19 protein-coding genes are annotated in these 17,467 nt (G+C 43.1%); 6 read left to right on the top strand and 13 right to left on the bottom strand.

Annotated elements, in window-relative coordinates; translation table 11 throughout:
* Positions 1–7 precede the first annotated feature (7 nt).
* Positions 8–706 (top strand): SDR family oxidoreductase, encoded by a 699-nt coding sequence (locus tag B2746_RS12760; protein ID WP_290794466.1) that lies wholly within the window; start codon positions 8–10, stop codon positions 704–706.
* Positions 707–718: 12 nt separating this feature from the next.
* Positions 719–2,551 carry a BatD family protein gene (locus B2746_RS12755; RefSeq protein WP_290794463.1) on the top strand — a complete coding sequence of 611 codons (1,833 nt, stop codon included), beginning with the start codon at positions 719–721 and terminating at the stop codon, positions 2,549–2,551.
* Positions 2,552–2,579: 28 nt separating this feature from the next.
* Here the strand turns inward: B2746_RS12755 and B2746_RS12750 are convergent, their stop codons facing one another.
* The 5 genes from B2746_RS12750 to B2746_RS12730 are packed head-to-tail and all read right to left on the bottom strand — an operon-like array spanning position 2,580 to position 6,276.
* Complete coding sequence (locus tag B2746_RS12750; RefSeq protein ID WP_290794460.1) at positions 2,580–3,287, bottom strand: response regulator transcription factor; 708 nt, start codon at positions 3,285–3,287, stop codon at positions 2,580–2,582.
* Between the two features lie 5 nt (positions 3,288–3,292).
* Entirely contained in the window at positions 3,293–4,276 is a 984-nt protein-coding gene (locus tag B2746_RS12745; protein WP_290794457.1) for a sensor histidine kinase, read from the bottom strand.
* Positions 4,277–4,278: 2 nt separating this feature from the next.
* Complete coding sequence (locus B2746_RS12740; RefSeq protein ID WP_290794455.1) at positions 4,279–4,755, bottom strand: gliding motility lipoprotein GldH; 477 nt, start codon at positions 4,753–4,755, stop codon at positions 4,279–4,281.
* 15 nt (positions 4,756–4,770) lie between these two features.
* A complete protein-coding gene (locus tag B2746_RS12735) occupies positions 4,771–5,646 on the bottom strand; it encodes a YicC/YloC family endoribonuclease (protein WP_290794452.1) in 876 nt (291 codons plus the stop codon).
* A gap of 39 nt (positions 5,647–5,685) precedes the next feature.
* On the bottom strand, positions 5,686–6,276 hold the full coding sequence (locus B2746_RS12730) for a pseudouridine synthase (protein ID WP_290794450.1): 591 nt from the start codon (positions 6,274–6,276) through the stop codon (positions 5,686–5,688).
* A gap of 212 nt (positions 6,277–6,488) precedes the next feature.
* On the opposite strand from B2746_RS12730, the gene B2746_RS12725 reads away from it, so the two are divergent.
* Positions 6,489–7,433, top strand: coding sequence for a UDP-3-O-(3-hydroxymyristoyl)glucosamine N-acyltransferase (locus tag B2746_RS12725; protein ID WP_290794448.1), 945 nt, complete (start codon positions 6,489–6,491; stop codon positions 7,431–7,433).
* 3 nt (positions 7,434–7,436) lie between these two features.
* On the opposite strand, the gene B2746_RS12720 is transcribed toward B2746_RS12725, so the two are convergent.
* The 6 genes from B2746_RS12720 to B2746_RS12695 form a co-directional block, all read right to left on the bottom strand.
* Complete coding sequence (locus B2746_RS12720) at positions 7,437–8,525, bottom strand: carboxypeptidase-like regulatory domain-containing protein (RefSeq protein WP_290794445.1); 1,089 nt, start codon at positions 8,523–8,525, stop codon at positions 7,437–7,439.
* A 74-nt stretch (positions 8,526–8,599) separates the two neighbouring features.
* Positions 8,600–9,622 carry an SDR family NAD(P)-dependent oxidoreductase gene (locus tag B2746_RS12715; protein WP_290794443.1) on the bottom strand — a complete coding sequence of 341 codons (1,023 nt, stop codon included), beginning with the start codon at positions 9,620–9,622 and terminating at the stop codon, positions 8,600–8,602.
* Complete coding sequence (locus B2746_RS12710) at positions 9,619–10,467, bottom strand: 3-hydroxyacyl-CoA dehydrogenase NAD-binding domain-containing protein (protein WP_290794441.1); 849 nt, start codon at positions 10,465–10,467, stop codon at positions 9,619–9,621. Before B2746_RS12710 ends, B2746_RS12715 begins: the two co-directional genes overlap by 4 nt.
* Positions 10,468–10,478: 11 nt before the next feature.
* A complete protein-coding gene (pheS, locus tag B2746_RS12705; RefSeq protein WP_290794438.1) occupies positions 10,479–11,510 on the bottom strand; it encodes a phenylalanine--tRNA ligase subunit alpha in 1,032 nt (343 codons plus the stop codon).
* A 17-nt stretch (positions 11,511–11,527) separates the two neighbouring features.
* Positions 11,528–12,376, bottom strand: coding sequence for a phosphatidate cytidylyltransferase (locus tag B2746_RS12700; protein ID WP_290794435.1), 849 nt, complete (start codon positions 12,374–12,376; stop codon positions 11,528–11,530).
* Positions 12,377–12,390: 14 nt separating this feature from the next.
* Positions 12,391–13,344, bottom strand: a complete 954-nt coding sequence (locus B2746_RS12695; RefSeq protein WP_290794433.1) for a CPBP family intramembrane glutamic endopeptidase — start codon at positions 13,342–13,344, stop codon at positions 12,391–12,393.
* 75 nt (positions 13,345–13,419) lie between these two features.
* On the opposite strand from B2746_RS12695, the gene dusB reads away from it, so the two are divergent.
* A complete protein-coding gene (gene dusB / locus B2746_RS12690) occupies positions 13,420–14,454 on the top strand; it encodes a tRNA dihydrouridine synthase DusB (RefSeq protein ID WP_290794430.1) in 1,035 nt (344 codons plus the stop codon).
* A 4-nt stretch (positions 14,455–14,458) separates the two neighbouring features.
* Here dusB and B2746_RS12685 read toward each other — a convergent pair whose 3' ends face one another.
* On the bottom strand, positions 14,459–15,070 hold the full coding sequence (locus tag B2746_RS12685; RefSeq protein WP_290794427.1) for a glutathione peroxidase: 612 nt from the start codon (positions 15,068–15,070) through the stop codon (positions 14,459–14,461).
* Entirely contained in the window at positions 15,070–16,449 is a 1,380-nt protein-coding gene (locus tag B2746_RS12680) for an aldehyde dehydrogenase family protein (RefSeq protein ID WP_290794425.1), read from the bottom strand. Before B2746_RS12680 ends, B2746_RS12685 begins: the two co-directional genes overlap by 1 nt.
* 23 nt (positions 16,450–16,472) lie before the next feature.
* On the opposite strand from B2746_RS12680, the gene B2746_RS12675 reads away from it, so the two are divergent.
* Both B2746_RS12675 and B2746_RS12670 read left to right on the top strand, forming a co-directional pair.
* On the top strand, positions 16,473–16,952 hold the full coding sequence (locus B2746_RS12675) for a nucleoside deaminase (protein ID WP_290794422.1): 480 nt from the start codon (positions 16,473–16,475) through the stop codon (positions 16,950–16,952).
* Between the two features lie 80 nt (positions 16,953–17,032).
* Positions 17,033–17,401, top strand: a complete 369-nt coding sequence (locus B2746_RS12670; protein WP_290794419.1) for a hypothetical protein — start codon at positions 17,033–17,035, stop codon at positions 17,399–17,401.
* Positions 17,402–17,467: the final 66 nt, after the last annotated feature.

Raw genomic sequence — 17,467 nt, 5'->3', positions numbered from 1 at the left:
TTACGCAATGATTATTGTGATAACGGGTGCCAGTAAAGGCATTGGCAAAGCGGTTGCGCAGGAATTTGCTGCAGAAGGCCATCAGCTTTTTTTATGTAGCAGGAATGAACATCAATTGTATGAAACCGTTCAGGAATTACAGAGCAGGTTCCCATCCAGCGAAATAAAAGGCAAACCTACGGATCTATCCAATCGCGGGGAATTGAACGCTTTCGCAGAATGGGTGACATCCTATGGAACTCCTGATCTGCTGGTGAATAATGCCGGCGTATTTATTCCTGGAAGCATTCACAATGAACCCGAAGCCGCGCTGGAAACATCCCTTTCCGTTAACCTTCTATCAGCCTATCATCTAACCAGAAGTTTTCTTCCAGGTATGATGAGCCGCAAATCAGGACATATTTTCAATATCTGTTCCATCGCCTCCATAGCAGCCTATCCTAATGGAGGAGCGTACAGTATCAGCAAGTTTGCCTTGTTGGGCTTCAGTAAAAACCTGCGGGAAGAGATGAAACCTTTTGGTATAAAAGTGACTTCCATCCTGCCGGGTGCAGCCTATACCGACAGCTGGGCCTCGAGCGGAGTTGATCCCAACCGTCTGATGGAAGCAAAAGATATTGCAGTACTGATTGCTTCCTCCAGCCGTTTGTCAGCCCAGGCATGCGTTGAAGACATTGTTCTTCGTCCGCAATTAGGTGATTTGTAATTTGTTTTTCTTATGCAGGTGCGATCTGTTTACATCTTTTCATTTTTCCTATTTTTCCTGTTCCCGTTTTATACGGTAGCACAGGTTAGCTTTTCCACTATTTCTGATAAACAGGCAATCGGGCTCACTGATTTGTTACAGGTTCAGTTTATTGCCGAAAATGCACAACAGATCGAATCATTCCAGGCGCCCGGCTTCAAAGATTTCACTGTATTACAGGGACCAATAGAAACCAATGGCATGAGCCTCGTTAATGGAGAAATATCCAGGTACCAGGCATTAACATTTATCCTTCGGCCCAATCGAAAAGGCACCCTAACCATTCAGGGTGCAACAGCACTGATCAATGGTAAAAAGATAAAATCCAATCAATTGCGGATTGATGTGGGAGATGCTAAATCAAAACCTGCGAATCCCTATCCAATAGATCCGGGTGTAAGTGCATACCGAAGGCAGATTCAGGAAGATTATATTCTTCAGCCAGATGAATCTCCACAGGAAAAAATCAAAAAAGGCTTGTTGGTTGTTTTAGACCTCGACAAAACAACAGCCTATGTGGGAGAACCCATTGTATCAACCTATAAATTGCTGACCCGTTTACGTTCCGATTCCAGAATCAGCAAACGTCCGTCCATGAATGGCTTCAGTGTGTATGATATGATTGAACCGGATGGAGAAGGCCCTACAATTGAAGAAAGAGATGGCAAAGAATTTCAGGCACATATTATCCGCAAAACACAATTATTCCCCCTACAGGAAGGGAGTTTTGAACTGGAGCCGGTAGAACTCGAGAACAATGTCCGTTTTCTTCGTACAGATCAGACAGCTGGTTCATCCAACCGAAGTTCCCTGCAACGATTAATGGATGACCTGATGGGCGACCAAACAGGCAGTTGGGAAGAACATAAAATCACTCTGGCAAGTCAGCCAAAAACGATTACGATCCTGCCCTTACCGGAAGGTGCCCCTGCCAGTTTTTCAGGAGCAGTTGGCCGCTTTACAATAAATGGGAAATCAAGTGTTGCTTCGGTTGCAGCCGGAGAAACATTTACCTATACACTTGAAATTGAGGGTAGCGGAAATTTGCCGCTGATAAATGCTCCTTCATGGACCCTTCCTTCCATGTTCACGGTATATGACCCAACTATAACGGAAGAATTGAACAAGGCCGTGAGTCCGATGGAAGGGAAAAAAATAATAACCTATACCATCAGTCCAACGGAGGAAGGCAGGTTCACCATTCCGGGAATTTCATTCAGTTATTTTGACCCGCAAAAAAAATCCTATCATAGCTTGTTTACAGATAGTATAACCTTAACTGTAACACCTGCACTTAACCGAAAACAGGAAACAACTGCAAAGCCCATAGCTACCAAACCTGTACTTAACAAAGAGACCTTGCTGATTATCGGGGTTGGTTTCCTTGTGTTTGCCAGTATGATCTGGCTGATCCTTGCCAGAAAAAAATCTTCCAAAACCAATCGGGTTATTCCTGAACCTACAACAGTTACGGTTAGGCCAGAACCGGAAAAAACCGTTGATTATCTTGCACCGGCAAGACATGCATTCGAAAATAATGATACCGCTTCCATGTATAAGAAACTGGAGGAAGGAATCTGGCAATTACTGGGGCAAAAATTAAACCTGACTGCTTCCAACTGGCAAAAAGAAACGGTATTGCCCTTGTTGGAAAAACGCGGACTTTCAATGGAAGACCGTCAGATACTGAGTTCTATTTGGAAACGCTGTGAATGGGCACTCTATGCACCCAGCCTCACCAGTGGAGACGGTGCGGCCATCCTTGCGGAAGCAGATCGTCTGGTAAAAAAAATACAGGAACTATAGAAAGTGCGGGTAAGTGCGGATCAGCTAATTACTCGTTTTCTGCATATTTATAACCAACTCCGCGTACCGAATGAAAATAGCGTGGATTGCGACTATCCTCTTCGAAATATTTCCGAAAATTCAGGATGAAATTATCAATGGTGCGGGTAGTGGGATATACATTATATCCCCATACGGTCTGTAAAATCTTTTCTCTTGGAACCACTTCGTTTTTATTTTCAATCAGTAGCTTGAGCAGCATTGCTTCCTTTTTGCTCAGCTGAATTCGTTCACCAAATTTTGTTGTGGCTTCCTGTGCCTTGAAATCGATTTTATTTGATCCGAACTGATAAAAATCACCGATACTGTCTTTCTCTTTTAATTTTTTGTTCTTCTGGATCAGTTTATGAACCCGAAGGATCAGTTCTTCCAGGTTAAAGGGTTTGGTAAGATAATCGTCGGCTCCTTTTTTAAGTCCCATTACCCGATCTGAACTACTGTTCTTTGCACTTAAGATCAGAATAGGTACTTCATTGTATTGAATCCGTATGCCTTCCAAAACGGTGAGTCCATCCATTTCCGGCAACATGATGTCCAGGATCACCAGATCAAAATATTCCTGCTGAACTGCTTTAAGTGCAGCCAGTCCGTCGTATGCTGAACTCACTTCATAGCCTTCCAGTTCGAGGTTGAGCTTAAGGGCATCATGCAGGTTCTCTTCATCTTCTACCAGTAATATGGATAACTGTTCTGCCATTCTTTTTAATTATTGGGAAATTGGACCGTAAAGGTAGCACCCGAAGGCTGATTATCACTAATCTGAATGGTACCCCGATGATCAGCTGCAATTTTCTTGCAGAGATACAAGCCCAATCCAGTGCCCTGTGTTTTTCGGACAGCTTCATTCCCGATTCTGTAAAATCGTTTAAAAACCAGAGGCTTTTCACTATCCGGAATACCCGGTCCCTGATCAGCTACCGTTAACTGTGTACCCTGTGAAACTTTTTCCAGTGTTAGAAATATGGCCGAATTCTTTGGGCCGTATTTAATCGCATTATCAAGCAGGTTATTTATAAGGATCTGAATCAGTAGCGGATCCCCAATTATATGGATATCTTCCCTGATACCCGTATTCCATTCACGGTCAGGGAACCTAACCTGAAACTCTTTCACCAGTTTGGCTGCCATTTCGGTCAGATCAATTGTTTCCCTAACAAGTTTATAACCACCTGCTTCCAGTTGGGAGGAGATCAGGATATTATTGGTCAGGGTATTCAGACGGTTGGTTTCCTGCAGGGTCATGCGGATCAGCTTTTCCTGTTTGGCTTCATCCAGCTTATGTTTTTGCAGTGTTTCAAGATTAAGTTTTGCTACTGCGATGGGTGTCTTCAATTCATGTGTAATGGCCATCATAAAATTCTGTTGCTGCTGAGCCACTTTAAACTGACGACGTACTGCTCTGAAAACGAATACAGCTCCAACCAGAATGATGAGTAGAAAAGTAGCTCCTTCTCCTCTGTATTGATGTGTTTTTCGGTCGGCTTCCTGATTGATGGCATCAATTTTCTGCAGGTAGTTTGGATCATCCGCCACCAATTCCATCAACTTGTAGTTGGCCATTTGCTGACTCTGCTGTTGTAGGCGGATATACCAGAAAAAAAGCGCTGCTATTATATACAGCAACAGAAACCAATACAGGATGGTAGCAAGTGCCAGTTTTTGTTTTGGTAAAAAGCGGAATGGCATAATTAGTCAGGCTCTTTTTCAACCCGTACGCCCACATTCAATACATGTTCGAGTGGATCATCCCGCATGATTTGCTCCAGGCTGAATTGGTAAGTGCCGGCCTTTAAAGAAACGGGTGCCTGGGAGATCCGAATCCGATGTTCATAAATATCATCCATACCAGCTCCAAGCCAGCCTTTTTCACTGGTTGCAAGTTGCAGGTCCAATGCCTGCACCCTTGAAGTAGAATCGCCTGGCGCTTTTGTATGAATATTTACCCAGAGGTTATTATAGCGATAGGCATCTGCATGTCGAACAACAACAAAAATATTGTAGCGCGCCAGCGTATCCTGAATCGTAAAATCAAATGTTGGCTTATCCCCGGCCTGCCAGCGATGATTTTCCAATGCAGCATTTCGCTCATATACGTCAATGGTCTGGCAGGAACTTATGGAAACTGCCACTGCAATCAGAAATCCCGGCAATTGGAATCTTTTCATACCTGTAAAAATAACTTATAAGACATTCAATACCTGTTCTTTTGCCTTTTCCAGTTCATCCTTCATCATTACAACAGATTGTTGAATGGTGGAATCATAGGCTTTAGCTCCTGTTGTATTGATTTCCCTTCCGATTTCCTGAAGAAGAAAAGACAATTTTTTACCGATTTCGGCATCATTATCGCGCAACATGGCCCTGAAATAATCACAGTGATTTTTCAGACGCACCTGTTCTTCACTGATATCAATCTTTTCGATGTAAAATATAATCTCCTGCTCCAGGCGATTTTTATCATACTGCTCGGCACCTACATTTTCTTCCAGGAGTTTAACCAGCCCTTCTCTGATCTTTAGTTTTCTGCGGGGCTCCAGTTCAGCAATGATCTGTTCCTGTTTTTCGATATTACCAATACGTGTTATCAGATCTGCTTCCAATACTTTTCCTTCTTCCAGCCGGTGTTGATTCAGATCATCCGCTGCAGCATCCAGAATACGTTTGAATTCCAGCCACTCCTGCTCGGTAAGCGTATCGGATGTGGGTGTAATCACCTCTGGCAATTTTAGAATATTGCCAAGGATATGAGCATCATCCAGCCCAAGTTCTTTCGACAATTCAGAAATAGGTTGGAAATAGGCTTTGGCCAGAGAGATATTTATACTAACCGGTTTTGCAGAACCGGTTTGTTTCAAACTGATGGTACAATCAATGGTTCCTCTTTGCAATTTTTCGGAAAGTCGTTTCCGGATATCAAATTCAAATGGCTTTAAAAAAGCCGGCATTTTCAGGGAACAATCAAACTGTTTTCCGTTCAGTGATTTAATGTCTACCAGAAAAGTTTTGTCTCCGACATTCTGCTCTGCTCTTCCAAATCCAGTCATTGATTTCAGCATGTAGATCGATTTTATTGGGCAAGGTAATGAATCTATTGGCTATGATTGCGTAAATAAGAGCGACTCTATTTCCTTTTTTGAATAGGAACGGAGTTCTCCTGAGTTCCAGCCATCCATCCTGATTTTTCCAATCTGATATCGTACCAGACGAAGTGTTGGGAAACCCAGCTTTGCTGTCATTCGGCGAACCTGCCGGTTCTTTCCTTCCGTAAGGGTTAATTCAATCCAACTGGTTGGACTATTTTTTCGGAATCGGATTGGCGGAATGCGTTCAGGCAAAGCAGGTTCTTCCTTTAACAAGCTGGCTTTAGCCGGACGGGTTTTATATGCTATACCATCCAGTGCAATTTCAACGCCGGCTTCCAATTGTTGCAATGCTGCTGTTGTTATCAAACCCTCCACCTGAACGAGATAGGTGCGTGCATGTGCTTTGGAAGGATGCAGTAAAGCCACATTCATTGCTTTATCATTCGTAAGGAATAAAAGCCCTTCACTGTCATAATCCAATCGTCCAACAGGATATACATCCTTCGGAACTTTGCAATAATCCTGTAAGGTTCGCTTATCACCATCCCTGCTGAATTGAGATAACACTTCGAATGGCTTGTATAAAATGAAGTAATAAAACATGGGCATAAAAAAAGCCCGGGAGTAAACCGAGCTTTATATTATGATGGGTTAGTAAGTAGGGAACACAAATTCCCTACACAATATTAAAAATAATTTTCTCTATTGAAAAAAATATTTATAGAAATTTTATTCACATTTTATTTTAGCCTGTGGAAAAGCCTGGCTGTATTCATTCCGATACAATGCAATTACCTTTGCTCAAATTTCCTATTATGCAGTTTCCTTCTCCTGTTGCCATTACCTGGATTGCTGATCTGATAAATGCAAAGCTCATTGGGAATACCAATGGAATGGCAACTGGTATTAATGAGATCCATCGTGTTGAATCCGGAGATCTTGTTTTTGTTGATCATCCCAAGTATTATGATAAATGCATTCAGTCCGATGCTTCTTTTATCATCATCAATACCGAAGCTGTTTCGGTTCCGGAAGGGAAAGCTTTACTGGTTGTGGATCAGCCCTTTGATGCATACACTCAGATCGTTGCACATTTTCGTCCTTTTCAACCGGCAATGCAGCCAATTGCCGCCTCTGCACAAATTGGTGAAGACAGTTATATAGCTCCCAATGTTTTTATCGGCAACCAGGTGGTGATCGGAAAGAGATGTCGTATCCATCCGAATGTTACCATTCTGGATCACTGTATCATTGGCGATGATGTTACGATTCAGGCAGGTACGGTTATTGGATCGGATGCTTTTTATTACAACACCAAAAAGAACCGGGAAGTCTGGTATAAAAAAATGACCAGTTGCGGCAGGGTGATCATTGAAGACGAAGTGGAGATCGGTGCAGGATGTACCATCGACCGGGGTGTGAGCCATGATACGCGGATCGGAAAAGGAACCAAACTGGATAATATGATTCATATCGGACATGATACGGTGATTGGAAAGAACTGTCTCTTTGCTGCTCAGGTTGGAATTGCAGGAGCTACTACCATCGAAGACGGAGTTGTATTATGGGGACAGGTAGGTGTTAGTAAAACCCTCACGATTGGTTCCAACAGTATGGTATTGGCACAATCAGGAGTAGGAGGAGATATTGCTCCGGGAAAAATATATTTCGGTTCACCAGCGGAAGATGCCTCCATAAAAAAACGGGAACTCGTTTGGATCAAACGAATTCCCGAAATATGGAAAAAACTGAATTCCTGAGAACTATTCCTGTTGCGGAGTATAATCATAGGGAACAGCTTCTGCTAATCGCTCATAACTCCAGTAGCCGGTATTGATAAGATCTGCCTGTTCCCACCAATAGCCGTTTTCTTCAATCACAAAATCATCCAGAATATCCAGCACGGTTAACTGAACCCGGATATGCGGAGGTAATTTATAGAAGCGAACAAAAGCGGGATCAGGCATTTCGCGGTGGAATTTTATACGATACTTTCCAGGTAACTGGATATCTACCACACCACTGTCTGAATAATAAAAACTGGTATCATAATAATTGGGCAGACGGGCGGATTCAAACTCCCGCGCATCCTGATTGCTTACCTGTTCCAGAACAAAACCTTCTTCTTCAATAGTTTTGGCATGCCAGCTGCGCATAAAATGAAGTTTACTTCCTTTATAGGATTTGTTCCGATTGGCAGCCCATTGTGCTTCCTCCTCAGGTGATCCGGTCATGGTTTCAAAAAACGGATATCCTGAATAGGTGGAAACTTTGGTTCCGTATTCAAAACTGAGTGAATCCAACTGGTAGCGGATTTTATACCCCAGCGCCTGGTTCACTATCCGGAGGTCTTCTTTTGCCAACACTTTGAGCCGATTTCTTTTTTTACTATAGAAAAATCGCAGGGCTTCGGGGTTCTCCAGTTCGCATTGTCTGGCATTGGCTGTTGTTCCTAAAAATTGCTCTTTAAAAAAACTACCGTATTTTTTCCAGCCGTCCGGCACTTCATTACTTCCTGCTACAACCACTCCTTCCATACTTTTATCTTTAGCCAGTAATTGAAAAAGCAAGGGCTCGGTAATGGATGCATTTATTCGCATTTCGCCCGACTGGAAACCGGTATAGGAAACGACCAGGTCATATCCACCTTTTGGCAATGACAAACTAAATTCGCCCTCATTATTGGTAATTACACCAAAAGTGGTATTCTGACAAAATACAGAAGCACCTTTTAGTGGTAACTGAGTGGCTGAATCCAATACTTTACCGCTAACAAGGAATTTTTCCTGCGCTTGTACCAATCCTGCCTGAAAAATTGAACTGAACAGGATTATTAAAAAAAGTTTTCGCATACGATATCGATTCTGGTAGTTTGAAACGTGAAAATGAGATCAATGGTATAAGGAGGATGCAAAAAAGAGGCCATTTATCCGGAATAGTATTGCAAATACCGCTGGCAGCTGTCCAGAACAGCCTGATCAAGTGGTTTATACTGAAAATTGGGTAGAACCCCGAGCAGTTTCCGGTTATCGAAATAGGTTTTACTCTGAGCAATTTTAGCAGTTTCCCTACTTAATAAAGGTTTTTTTCCGGTGAATACAGCTTTGATTTTTTCCAATCTCCATGCCAGCTCACCCAAAAGCGGGCCCGCTTCCCGATAAGGTGGTTTTTTATTCAATCCGGAAGCAATCGTTTCCAATAATTTTCTGAAACTCCAGTTTTCCCCGCTAATTATAAACCGTTCCATTGTAACTGAATGTTCAAGCAATTCAACAATTGCTCTTGCAGTATCTTCCACATAAACAAAACCATTTACACCATTGGTATACCAGGGAAATTCTTCGTTTGCATTTTTGAAAATGGAACAGCTGCTATTATCCCAATTGCCATAACCGAGGATGGTACTTGGGTTTACTATAACTCCTTCCAACCCCTCTGCCATTCCTCTCCAAACTTCCATTTCAGCTTTATGTTTGGAATAGGCATAGTGTGTATTTAGCCGGCTATCGGCCCATTTTTTTTCCTCATTCACTTCCTCCCCATTCGCTGTTCTTCCCAATGCTGCAACCGAGCTAACATAAACAAGCCGTCGTACTCCCTGTTCAATAGAAAGATTCACCACATTGGCAGTTCCCTGAATATTGGTGGCATACATTCGATTTCGGTCCTGTTTATGAAAAGAAACTATTGCTGCTGCATGTATAACCAGTTCAATATCCTGCAATGCATCTTCCAATGTTCCAATTTCCAGGATATCTCCTTCCACCCATTCCACCTGTTGCAGAATTTCCTGCTCAATGTAAAATGGCAAAGTGGCGGATTCTCTTTTAATAGCACGAACCGGATATCCATTGCGAATGAGTTCCTTAATAATATAAGCACCTAAAAAACCGGTTGCTCCGGTTACCAGTACGGTTGATTTATTTGAAGGGGAGTCTGAAACGATCATGTTGAATACGTGTAATAGCCGGCTCCTGTTTTTCGGCCAAGTTTGCCTTCTTTCACTTTTTGTTCCTGTATGATGGAGGGGCGCAAGCGTTCGGGCTGGCCCAATTGTTCATAGACACTGCAGCTAACTGCATAGTTCACATCATTACCGATCAGATCCATCAGTTTAAATGGTCCCATTTTAAATCCGGCTGCTTCCATTAACTGATCAATCAATTCAATCGGTACTCCTTCTTCTGCCATTCGCAATGCTTCAATATAAAAAGGTCGCGCTACCCTGTTTACAATAAAACCTGGGGAGTCTTTGCAAATCACCGGAATCTTTCCCATATCAGTAGCCAGCTCAGCAACTGCATGAACTACGGTTTCGCTGGTATAAGATGTTTTAACCACTTCAACCAGTTTCATTAAGGCTGCCGGATTAAAAAAATGCATACCCACCACCCGATCAGGAAATGGATGGCGAGCCGCAAGGTCTTCAACAGAAAGGGAAGAAGTGTTGGAGGCATAGATGCTATCGCCCCCGTTTATTTCAGCAAGTTGACTGAATAAGGCTGTTTTTATTTCCAGTTTTTCAGCAATCGCTTCAATAATTACAGATGCTTTACAGTCCGCAACACTGGTTGTAAACTGAAGGGAATCTTTAATTGAAAGAAGAGCTGCTGCGGTGATTTTCTGTTTTTGTTCCAGGGTTTCCAGGCGTTGATAAATCTGTTCCCTGGCATGTTCAATCACTTCTGAAGAAAGATCAAACAGTAGTACAGGAAAACCGTGCTGTGCAGCTGTCTGCGCAATTCCGGCACCCATGGTTCCGGCTCCACATACTACCAGAGAACGGTTTTTCATTTCAGTACGCTTTATATACTGGCGGTAAATTGCTGGAGAAAACGAACATCATTTACGCTAAAATGGCGCAGATCATTGATCTGGTATTTCAGCATGGTTATGCGTTCGATACCCATTCCAAATGCAAAGCCCGTGTATTTATTGGAATCGATTCCACAATTTTCCAGGACCTGTGGGTGAACCATACCACAACCAAGTATTTCTACCCAGCCGGTATGTTTACAAACATTACATCCCTTACCGTGACAGATCAGGCAACTGATATCCATCTCCGCACTGGGTTCTGTAAAAGGAAAGTAGGATGGGCGAAAACGGATCTTCACCTCTCTTCCGAATAATTCCTGAACAAAGAAATAAAGGGTTTGTTTCAGATCAGCAAAAGATACATGTTCATCAATATAAAGTCCTTCAATCTGGTGGAAAAAGCAATGGGCTCTGGCTGAAATGGTTTCATTTCGGTAAACGCGACCCGGGTTTACAATCCGTATCGGAAGTTTTCCTTTTTCCATTTCCCGGATCTGCACATTACTGGTATGTGTACGCAATAACCAGTCGGGATTCTGACTCAGGTAAAACGTGTCCTGCATATCACGTGCGGGATGGTTTTCCGGCAGGTTAAGTGCAGAAAAATTATGCCAGTCGTCTTCAATTTCAGGGCCTTCAGCAACAGAAAATCCAAGCCTTCTGAAGATGCCTACAATTTCGTTGCTAACCAGGCTAATGGGGTGGCGGGAACCAACCGGCATAGGATCACCCGGCAAACTAAAATCAATTCCGGCAGGCGCCTGCTCAGCCTGATCCTCCTGCAATTGTTTCCAGTTTTCATATTTTTCTTCGGCAAACTGTTTGAAAGAATTCAATACAGCTCCAAATTCTTTTTTCTGGTCGGCGGGAATATTTTTCATTTCACCAAAGAGTGTTTTTACAATTCCTTTGGTGCTTAGAAACTTAAGTCGATATTCTTCAAGTGAAGCGGGCCCATTCATCTTCAGGGCATTGATTTCCTCTTTATACGCTTCAATTTGCTGCAGGATCATTTCCATATCGGCAAAGATAATCCTTACCCGATTAAAAATAACCGGATATACAACCAAACAAAGGGTGTAGCCAGTAAAAGCGAGTCGAAACGGTCCAGAAAACCTCCATGTCCGGGCATTATCTGACCACTGTCTTTAACGCCGGCCAGTCGTTTGAGTTTACTCTCCAGTAAATCTCCAAAAGTGCCTGCGATTGCAGCGATTGCAGCGATTGCCATAGCATGGTAAACCGGCTGATGGAGGTAATTGGCCCACAGAGAAATGCTTACAATTGCCAAAACTATTCCACCGATGGTACCTTCCCAGGTTTTTTTTGGAGAAATCGAACTGAGAGGTGTCCGGCCTATCATAGAGCCAACCAGGTAGGCCATAGTATCATTGATCCAGATAGTGAAAATGATAGCCAGTGGCGCGATCCAGCCAATTTGAGGCAGGCTTCTGATGTCCATCAGAAGCCCCCAGCTTAGTGATATATAAAGTATACCCAGAAAAGAAAATCGAATAGCAATCAGTTCAATATTGCGTGAGAATAACAATTCCGTAATGGGGAGAATGAATAAAAATAGTAATCCGATCCACCAGCCAATGGCATGCAGCGAGAGGGAACCCCATCCAAACTGATCACTTGTAAAATAGAGCATAAAACACCATCCGGCCAACTGAACTCCCCATCGATGAAAATTAGTGATCTGGGCATAACGGGGTTCGAATTTTGCAATCAGTTTTTGGTATTCAAACCAACATCCGAAATGAATGATGGTAAACAACAGAAAAAAAGCATACTGATTCCACAATAAGCCGGTTAGCATTACAACTACAAAGATCAATGCGGTAGTTGCCCTTGTCCAGAATGTTTTCCAATTAAATGCCATACCAGATTATTCGGTTATAGATCAGAGTCCGTTCGTTGGGATGGTAAAATAAGATCATCATCCGTATCATACAATTCTCCGAAATGTGTATGAGTAATCCGATTCATATACCAGAGGATTCCAATGATTGCCAGCACACTTAAAATAACATAGAGTGGTTGTATGACAGGTTCTTTTTCAATAAAGGTTTTATCCCGATAAACCATCACTACCTGAACTGCATTGTTCACAAAATGACCGAGAATTGCAGGCCAGATACTTCCACTGTACCAATAAATGGCACCCAGCAAAATACCGAGTAACAACCTTGGGAAAAATCCGAAAAACTGTCCGTGGAATGCTGAAAACAATATCCCCGTAATGATAATGCCTACCCAGGGCCGGCGACTGATTTGAATAAAGAGCCTTTGTAAAACACCTCTGAAAAAAAATTCCTCGCAAATTGCAGGTAATACTGCAACCAGCAGCAGCATCGCAATCAGGTCAACGGGACCATCCATCTGCAGGAATGCCTTCATTATTTTAACTGCATTGTCTTCTGATAAACGCATGGACGCTTCCACCGTTTTCATGGAAGCCGGCAGACTCATTTCCTGATTAATCTGATTCAGCCAGGATGCTGCAGGAAATGCAAGCAGCATTAACACCATACCCAGCCACCAGAAGGAAGCGGGCTGAGGTGTTTTATGTCCCAGGTAAGGTAGCGGACGGCGATCGCTCAGGTAGGCAAAAATAATGGCGGGTATTAGAAAGATGGATATGCTCAATACTGCCTGCAACCATTTCATGGCAGAAATAACACCTGGTTTATCGAAGTTCAATTGCTGGATATCCTCCAGCGAAACCCCTAGCCCATGTGCTATTCCATAAAATGCTACCAGTCCGAGTGATAAATAAGTCCCGAATGTCAGACTGCCGAAAACGACGAGTTGTAACCAGGCGGGCTTGTACTTCAAATAAGTGTTCATACTACGTCTGCAAGATGCGATATTTTAGGCAGAACTGGCCATTTTAGGCGTAACTTTGCCGCTTTCGATAGCCGTATGGTAAAAATTGGACAACTTGAACTCCCAGATTTCCCACTCCTTCTGGCTCCAATGGAGGATGTGAGTGATCCGCCTTTCCGGGCAGTTTGCAAACTGAACGGAGCGGATCTAATGTACACGGAATTTATCAGCAGTGAAGGGCTGATTCGGGATGCCATCAAAAGCCGCCAGAAACTGGACATCTATGAAACGGAACGTCCGGTTGGCATCCAGATTTTCGGAGGAGATGAAGAGGCTATGGCAATGAGTGCCCGGATTGTTGATGCAGTTCAACCCGATTTACTCGATATCAATTTTGGCTGTCCGGTTAAAAAAGTGGTTACCAAAGGAGCAGGTGCGGCCGTATTAAAAGACATTGATCTGATGGTGCGGTTAACTGCAGCCTGTGTTCGGTCCACCAATTTGCCGGTAACAGTAAAAACCAGGCTTGGCTGGGATTTCGATTCTATTAATATTGGTGAAGTGGCCGAGCGTTTGCAGGATACGGGTATTAAAGCATTGGCAATCCATGGGCGTACAAGAAGTCAATTGTACAAAGGAGAAGCAGACTGGTCGCATATTGCCAGCGTTAAAGAAAATCCACGGATTCAAATTCCAATTTTTGGCAATGGGGATATTGATTCTCCGGAGAAGGCGCTGGATTATAAAAAACGTTTTGGTGTAGATGGAATTATGATTGGCCGGGCTGCCATTGGTTATCCCTGGATCTTTAATGAAATCAAGCATTTTTTTGCAACAGGTGAACATCTTCCGCCACCAACTATTGAACAACGGGTGGAAGTGATCCGTCGGCATCTGCATAAATCTGTTGAATGGAAAGGATTGGTACCAGGCATCAATGAAATGCGCAGGCATTACAATAATTACTTAAAAGGTTTACCCAATATAAAAGAGTACCGTTTTAAATTGGTGACGCTGAAAACAGTGGAAGAAATTGATGCTGTTCTGGATGAGATCATCAGTGTGTATACCGGTTATGTTTTTGAACGTCGCCAGGTGGAAATGAATAACCTGAGCTATGATTGTGGTTGATGCCCTATTGCCTGATGGCATCCATAACCTGTGGGTCAAGTGGTGAAACACCGGGAGCAAAATAACGCATCAGTACGCCATCTTCGCTAATGAGATACTTGGAAAAATTCCATTCCGGAGCCTGTCTGCACCAGCCGTTTTCTTCGGGTTTCGACAACCATTGAAATACCGGATGCTGTTCCTTACCGGGAATTACCTTCGATTTTTTTGACAGGGGAAACTTCACTCCATAATTAATCTGACAGAACTGTTCAATTTCCGCATCACTTCCTGCTTCCTGCTCTTTAAAATCATTGGCTGGGAATGCAATGATGACGAGCTTGTTCTGAAATTGTTCTGATAATTCCTGCAATTCCTGGTACTGAGCGGTATAGCCACAATTGGAGGCCGTATTTACAAGCAATATTTTTTTTCCTTTGAATTCCTGAAGTGAAACTTCCTTTCCGGAGTTCAATTGAACCGTTCGGTTATAGGGAGGCGTAATAGGTTGCTGATGGTTGGCGTTTTCGTGCACGGATGCTTTTGTACCCAGCCATTTTCCCAATTTCATTATAAAAGGATAAACCTTTTGAAGTATTTTCTGGCGGCCGGTCATGGTATCATTTTTATTGGTCATCAGATAACTTTTTTATACAACTTTAATTTTCCTTTCATCGGCGGATATTTCAACGATGGATCAAACCAGGTGGGTGTTTTCATTACTGCTTTGAAATGGGTAAAGCGATCGAAACTGAATTTTCCATGAGCAGAACCAATTCCACTATCGCCTCTACCTCCAAAAGGAAGGGATGGATTGGCAAACTGCCAGGCTGTATTATTAATACATCCGGTTCCTGCCGGAACTGTTCTTATCCACTCTTCCTCTTTTAACTTACTTGAAGTAAACACATAAAATGCCAAAGGGTTTGGGTGCTGTTGAATTAGTTCCATTGCTTCCTGTTTTGCGCTAAAGCTGAATATGGGAAGAATGGGACCAAATATTTCTTCCTGCATCAAAGGAAGATGGAGCGGCGGGGCATCCACCAAGGTGGGCTCAATGAACAACTCTTTTTCATCAGTTGAACCACCATGTAAAATTGTTACGCCATCCAGATATGTTTTAAGGCGATGGAATTGTGCAGGGGTAATGATCCGACAGAACTCTTGTGAATTTTTGGGCTGATCGCCATAAAATTGTACGATAGATTTTTTTATGGCTGTAACAAGTTTATCTTTTACACTATGGTGCACAAGCAGATAATCGGGAGCGATACAAATTTGTCCGGCATTGGAAAATTTACCTACTGTTATCCGGCGGGCTGCCACTTCAATATTTGCGTCAGCCTCTACAATACAGGGACTTTTCCCACCCAGTTCCAGTGTAACCGGAACCAATTGGGATGCAGCCATTTCATAAATTTTTTTACCCACTTTTGTTCCGCCGGTGAAAAAAACATGATCGAAGCGAAAGTTCTGCATAAGTTCAGGAACCAGTTCAGCGCCTTCTCCTGAAACAAAAAGCACTTCCTGATGCTTGCAGGAATCACGGATAATTTTTTCGATTATTTTTTCTGTTGCAGGGGCATGCTCACTGGGTTTAACCACAACCGTATTGCCGGCGGCAATTGCTCCGATCATTGGCCCCATTAATAACATAAAGGGATAATTCCAGGGGCCGATAACCAGCACCACACCTAATGGTTCGGGATAAATAAAACTGGAAGAAGGAAGGTTGACGAGATTGGTGGAAACTCGTTTTGGTTGCATCCATTTTTTCAGGTTACGGATAGCCTGATCAATATCTGACAGTACGATTCCGATTTCTGTTACCCAGGATTCTTCTTTGCATTTGTGAAGATCCTTTTGAAGGGCAGCATAAATTTCTTCCTCATGGCCGAGGATGGAAGCATGCAATTGTCGCAGCAGTTGAATCCTGGCTTCATAACTGGACAATGCACCCTTGTTAAACTGTGTTCGGAGGGCTTGAATTGCTTCAATCGTTGATTCGGTGGTCATATAATCAAATTACAACAATCGGTTTGAAAAAGAGATCGAATTTCTATAACTATCTTCATGGTATGTTATCGGATGAACATTTTATGAAACAGGCATTGCTGCAGGCGCAACAGGCTTATGATGCAGGCGAGGTTCCGGTTGGAGCCGTAGTGGTGATCAATGATCGGATCATTGCAAGGGGTTACAATCAGGTGGAGCAGCTCAATGATCCTACTGCCCATGCCGAAATGATTGCATTGACATCGGCGTTCAGTTTTTTGGGAGCGAAATACCTGCCGGATGCCACACTTTATGTTACGGTAGAACCCTGTCTGATGTGTTCCGGCGCTATTTACTGGAGCAAGTTAGGCAAGCTGGTATGGGGTGCGGCGGACGAAAAAAATGGCCATGCGCGCATTACCGGGGCGCAATCACCCTTTCATCCGAAAGCAATTATTCGGACGGGTGTTTTGGCGGAGGAGTCTGCTGAATTAATGAAGCGATTTTTTAAGGAGCGGCGTTGATCGCTCTGGTTGTTACTTTAACAATCCCTTGTTAATCCCGAATCGCACTATCTGGTCTATGATGTATAAAACTCAAGGCCATGAATAAAATGCTACTCTTCGTTTTACCCGTATTGCTGGTATTTGCCTCCTGTACGCGTACCTATGTTGATCCCCGGCCCCCGATTGATGAATCTGTATGGTTGAATAAAGAAAGAGGAGTAGTGGTATACAGTGGATTCGATTGTGATTTTTTTGTTGTGGAAACAAGATTTGGCTATAGTGTGGTTCGCAGCTGGGGTGGCTTAGCTCCGGTTCGAGGTGCTGTTCTCTACGGCGATTTCAGCCGCTTTGGTGTGCGTTCCTTCTACAATCGTACGGAAGGATATATTGAACAGGCCAATGTAATCGATTACTGGCTATCCTACTGGGATGCGCTAGACCTGGCCGACTTTGAATGTTCCTATTAAGTGTCAGACAGGTGTTAGAACAGTGTTAGAGAGGTGTTAGGAAAACGTTAGAGAGGTGTCAGATAC

This window comes from Flavihumibacter sp. UBA7668 (assembly GCF_002483205.1).
Taxonomy (GTDB): Bacteria; Bacteroidota; Bacteroidia; order Chitinophagales; family Chitinophagaceae; genus Flavihumibacter.
This window is presented reverse-complemented; position numbering and strand designations above follow the sequence as displayed.

What these genes read in the sequence shown, in the direction of transcription:
- B2746_RS12710 (WP_290794441.1), bottom strand. Translation starts at nt 10,467, where the DNA reads ATGAAAAACCGTTCTCTGGTAGTATGTGGAGCCGGAACCATGGGTGCC.
- B2746_RS12725 (WP_290794448.1), top strand. Translation starts at nt 6,489, where the DNA reads ATGCAGTTTCCTTCTCCTGTTGCCATTACCTGGATTGCTGATCTGATA.
- dusB (WP_290794430.1), top strand. Translation starts at nt 13,420, where the DNA reads ATGGTAAAAATTGGACAACTTGAACTCCCAGATTTCCCACTCCTTCTG.
- B2746_RS12680 (WP_290794425.1), bottom strand. Translation starts at nt 16,449, where the DNA reads ATGACCACCGAATCAACGATTGAAGCAATTCAAGCCCTCCGAACACAG.
- B2746_RS12735 (WP_290794452.1), bottom strand. Translation starts at nt 5,646, where the DNA reads ATGCTGAAATCAATGACTGGATTTGGAAGAGCAGAGCAGAATGTCGGA.
- B2746_RS12720 (WP_290794445.1), bottom strand. Translation starts at nt 8,525, where the DNA reads ATGCGAAAACTTTTTTTAATAATCCTGTTCAGTTCAATTTTTCAGGCA.
- B2746_RS12730 (WP_290794450.1), bottom strand. Translation starts at nt 6,276, where the DNA reads ATGTTTTATTACTTCATTTTATACAAGCCATTCGAAGTGTTATCTCAA.
- B2746_RS12740 (WP_290794455.1), bottom strand. Translation starts at nt 4,755, where the DNA reads ATGAAAAGATTCCAATTGCCGGGATTTCTGATTGCAGTGGCAGTTTCC.
- B2746_RS12745 (WP_290794457.1), bottom strand. Translation starts at nt 4,276, where the DNA reads ATGCCATTCCGCTTTTTACCAAAACAAAAACTGGCACTTGCTACCATC.
- B2746_RS12700 (WP_290794435.1), bottom strand. Translation starts at nt 12,376, where the DNA reads ATGGCATTTAATTGGAAAACATTCTGGACAAGGGCAACTACCGCATTG.
- B2746_RS12750 (WP_290794460.1), bottom strand. Translation starts at nt 3,287, where the DNA reads ATGGCAGAACAGTTATCCATATTACTGGTAGAAGATGAAGAGAACCTG.
- B2746_RS12715 (WP_290794443.1), bottom strand. Translation starts at nt 9,622, where the DNA reads ATGATCGTTTCAGACTCCCCTTCAAATAAATCAACCGTACTGGTAACC.
- B2746_RS12685 (WP_290794427.1), bottom strand. Translation starts at nt 15,070, where the DNA reads ATGACCAATAAAAATGATACCATGACCGGCCGCCAGAAAATACTTCAA.
- B2746_RS12760 (WP_290794466.1), top strand. Translation starts at nt 8, where the DNA reads ATGATTATTGTGATAACGGGTGCCAGTAAAGGCATTGGCAAAGCGGTT.
- pheS (WP_290794438.1), bottom strand. Translation starts at nt 11,510, where the DNA reads ATGGAAATGATCCTGCAGCAAATTGAAGCGTATAAAGAGGAAATCAAT.
- B2746_RS12695 (WP_290794433.1), bottom strand. Translation starts at nt 13,344, where the DNA reads ATGAACACTTATTTGAAGTACAAGCCCGCCTGGTTACAACTCGTCGTT.
- B2746_RS12670 (WP_290794419.1), top strand. Translation starts at nt 17,033, where the DNA reads ATGAATAAAATGCTACTCTTCGTTTTACCCGTATTGCTGGTATTTGCC.
- B2746_RS12755 (WP_290794463.1), top strand. Translation starts at nt 719, where the DNA reads ATGCAGGTGCGATCTGTTTACATCTTTTCATTTTTCCTATTTTTCCTG.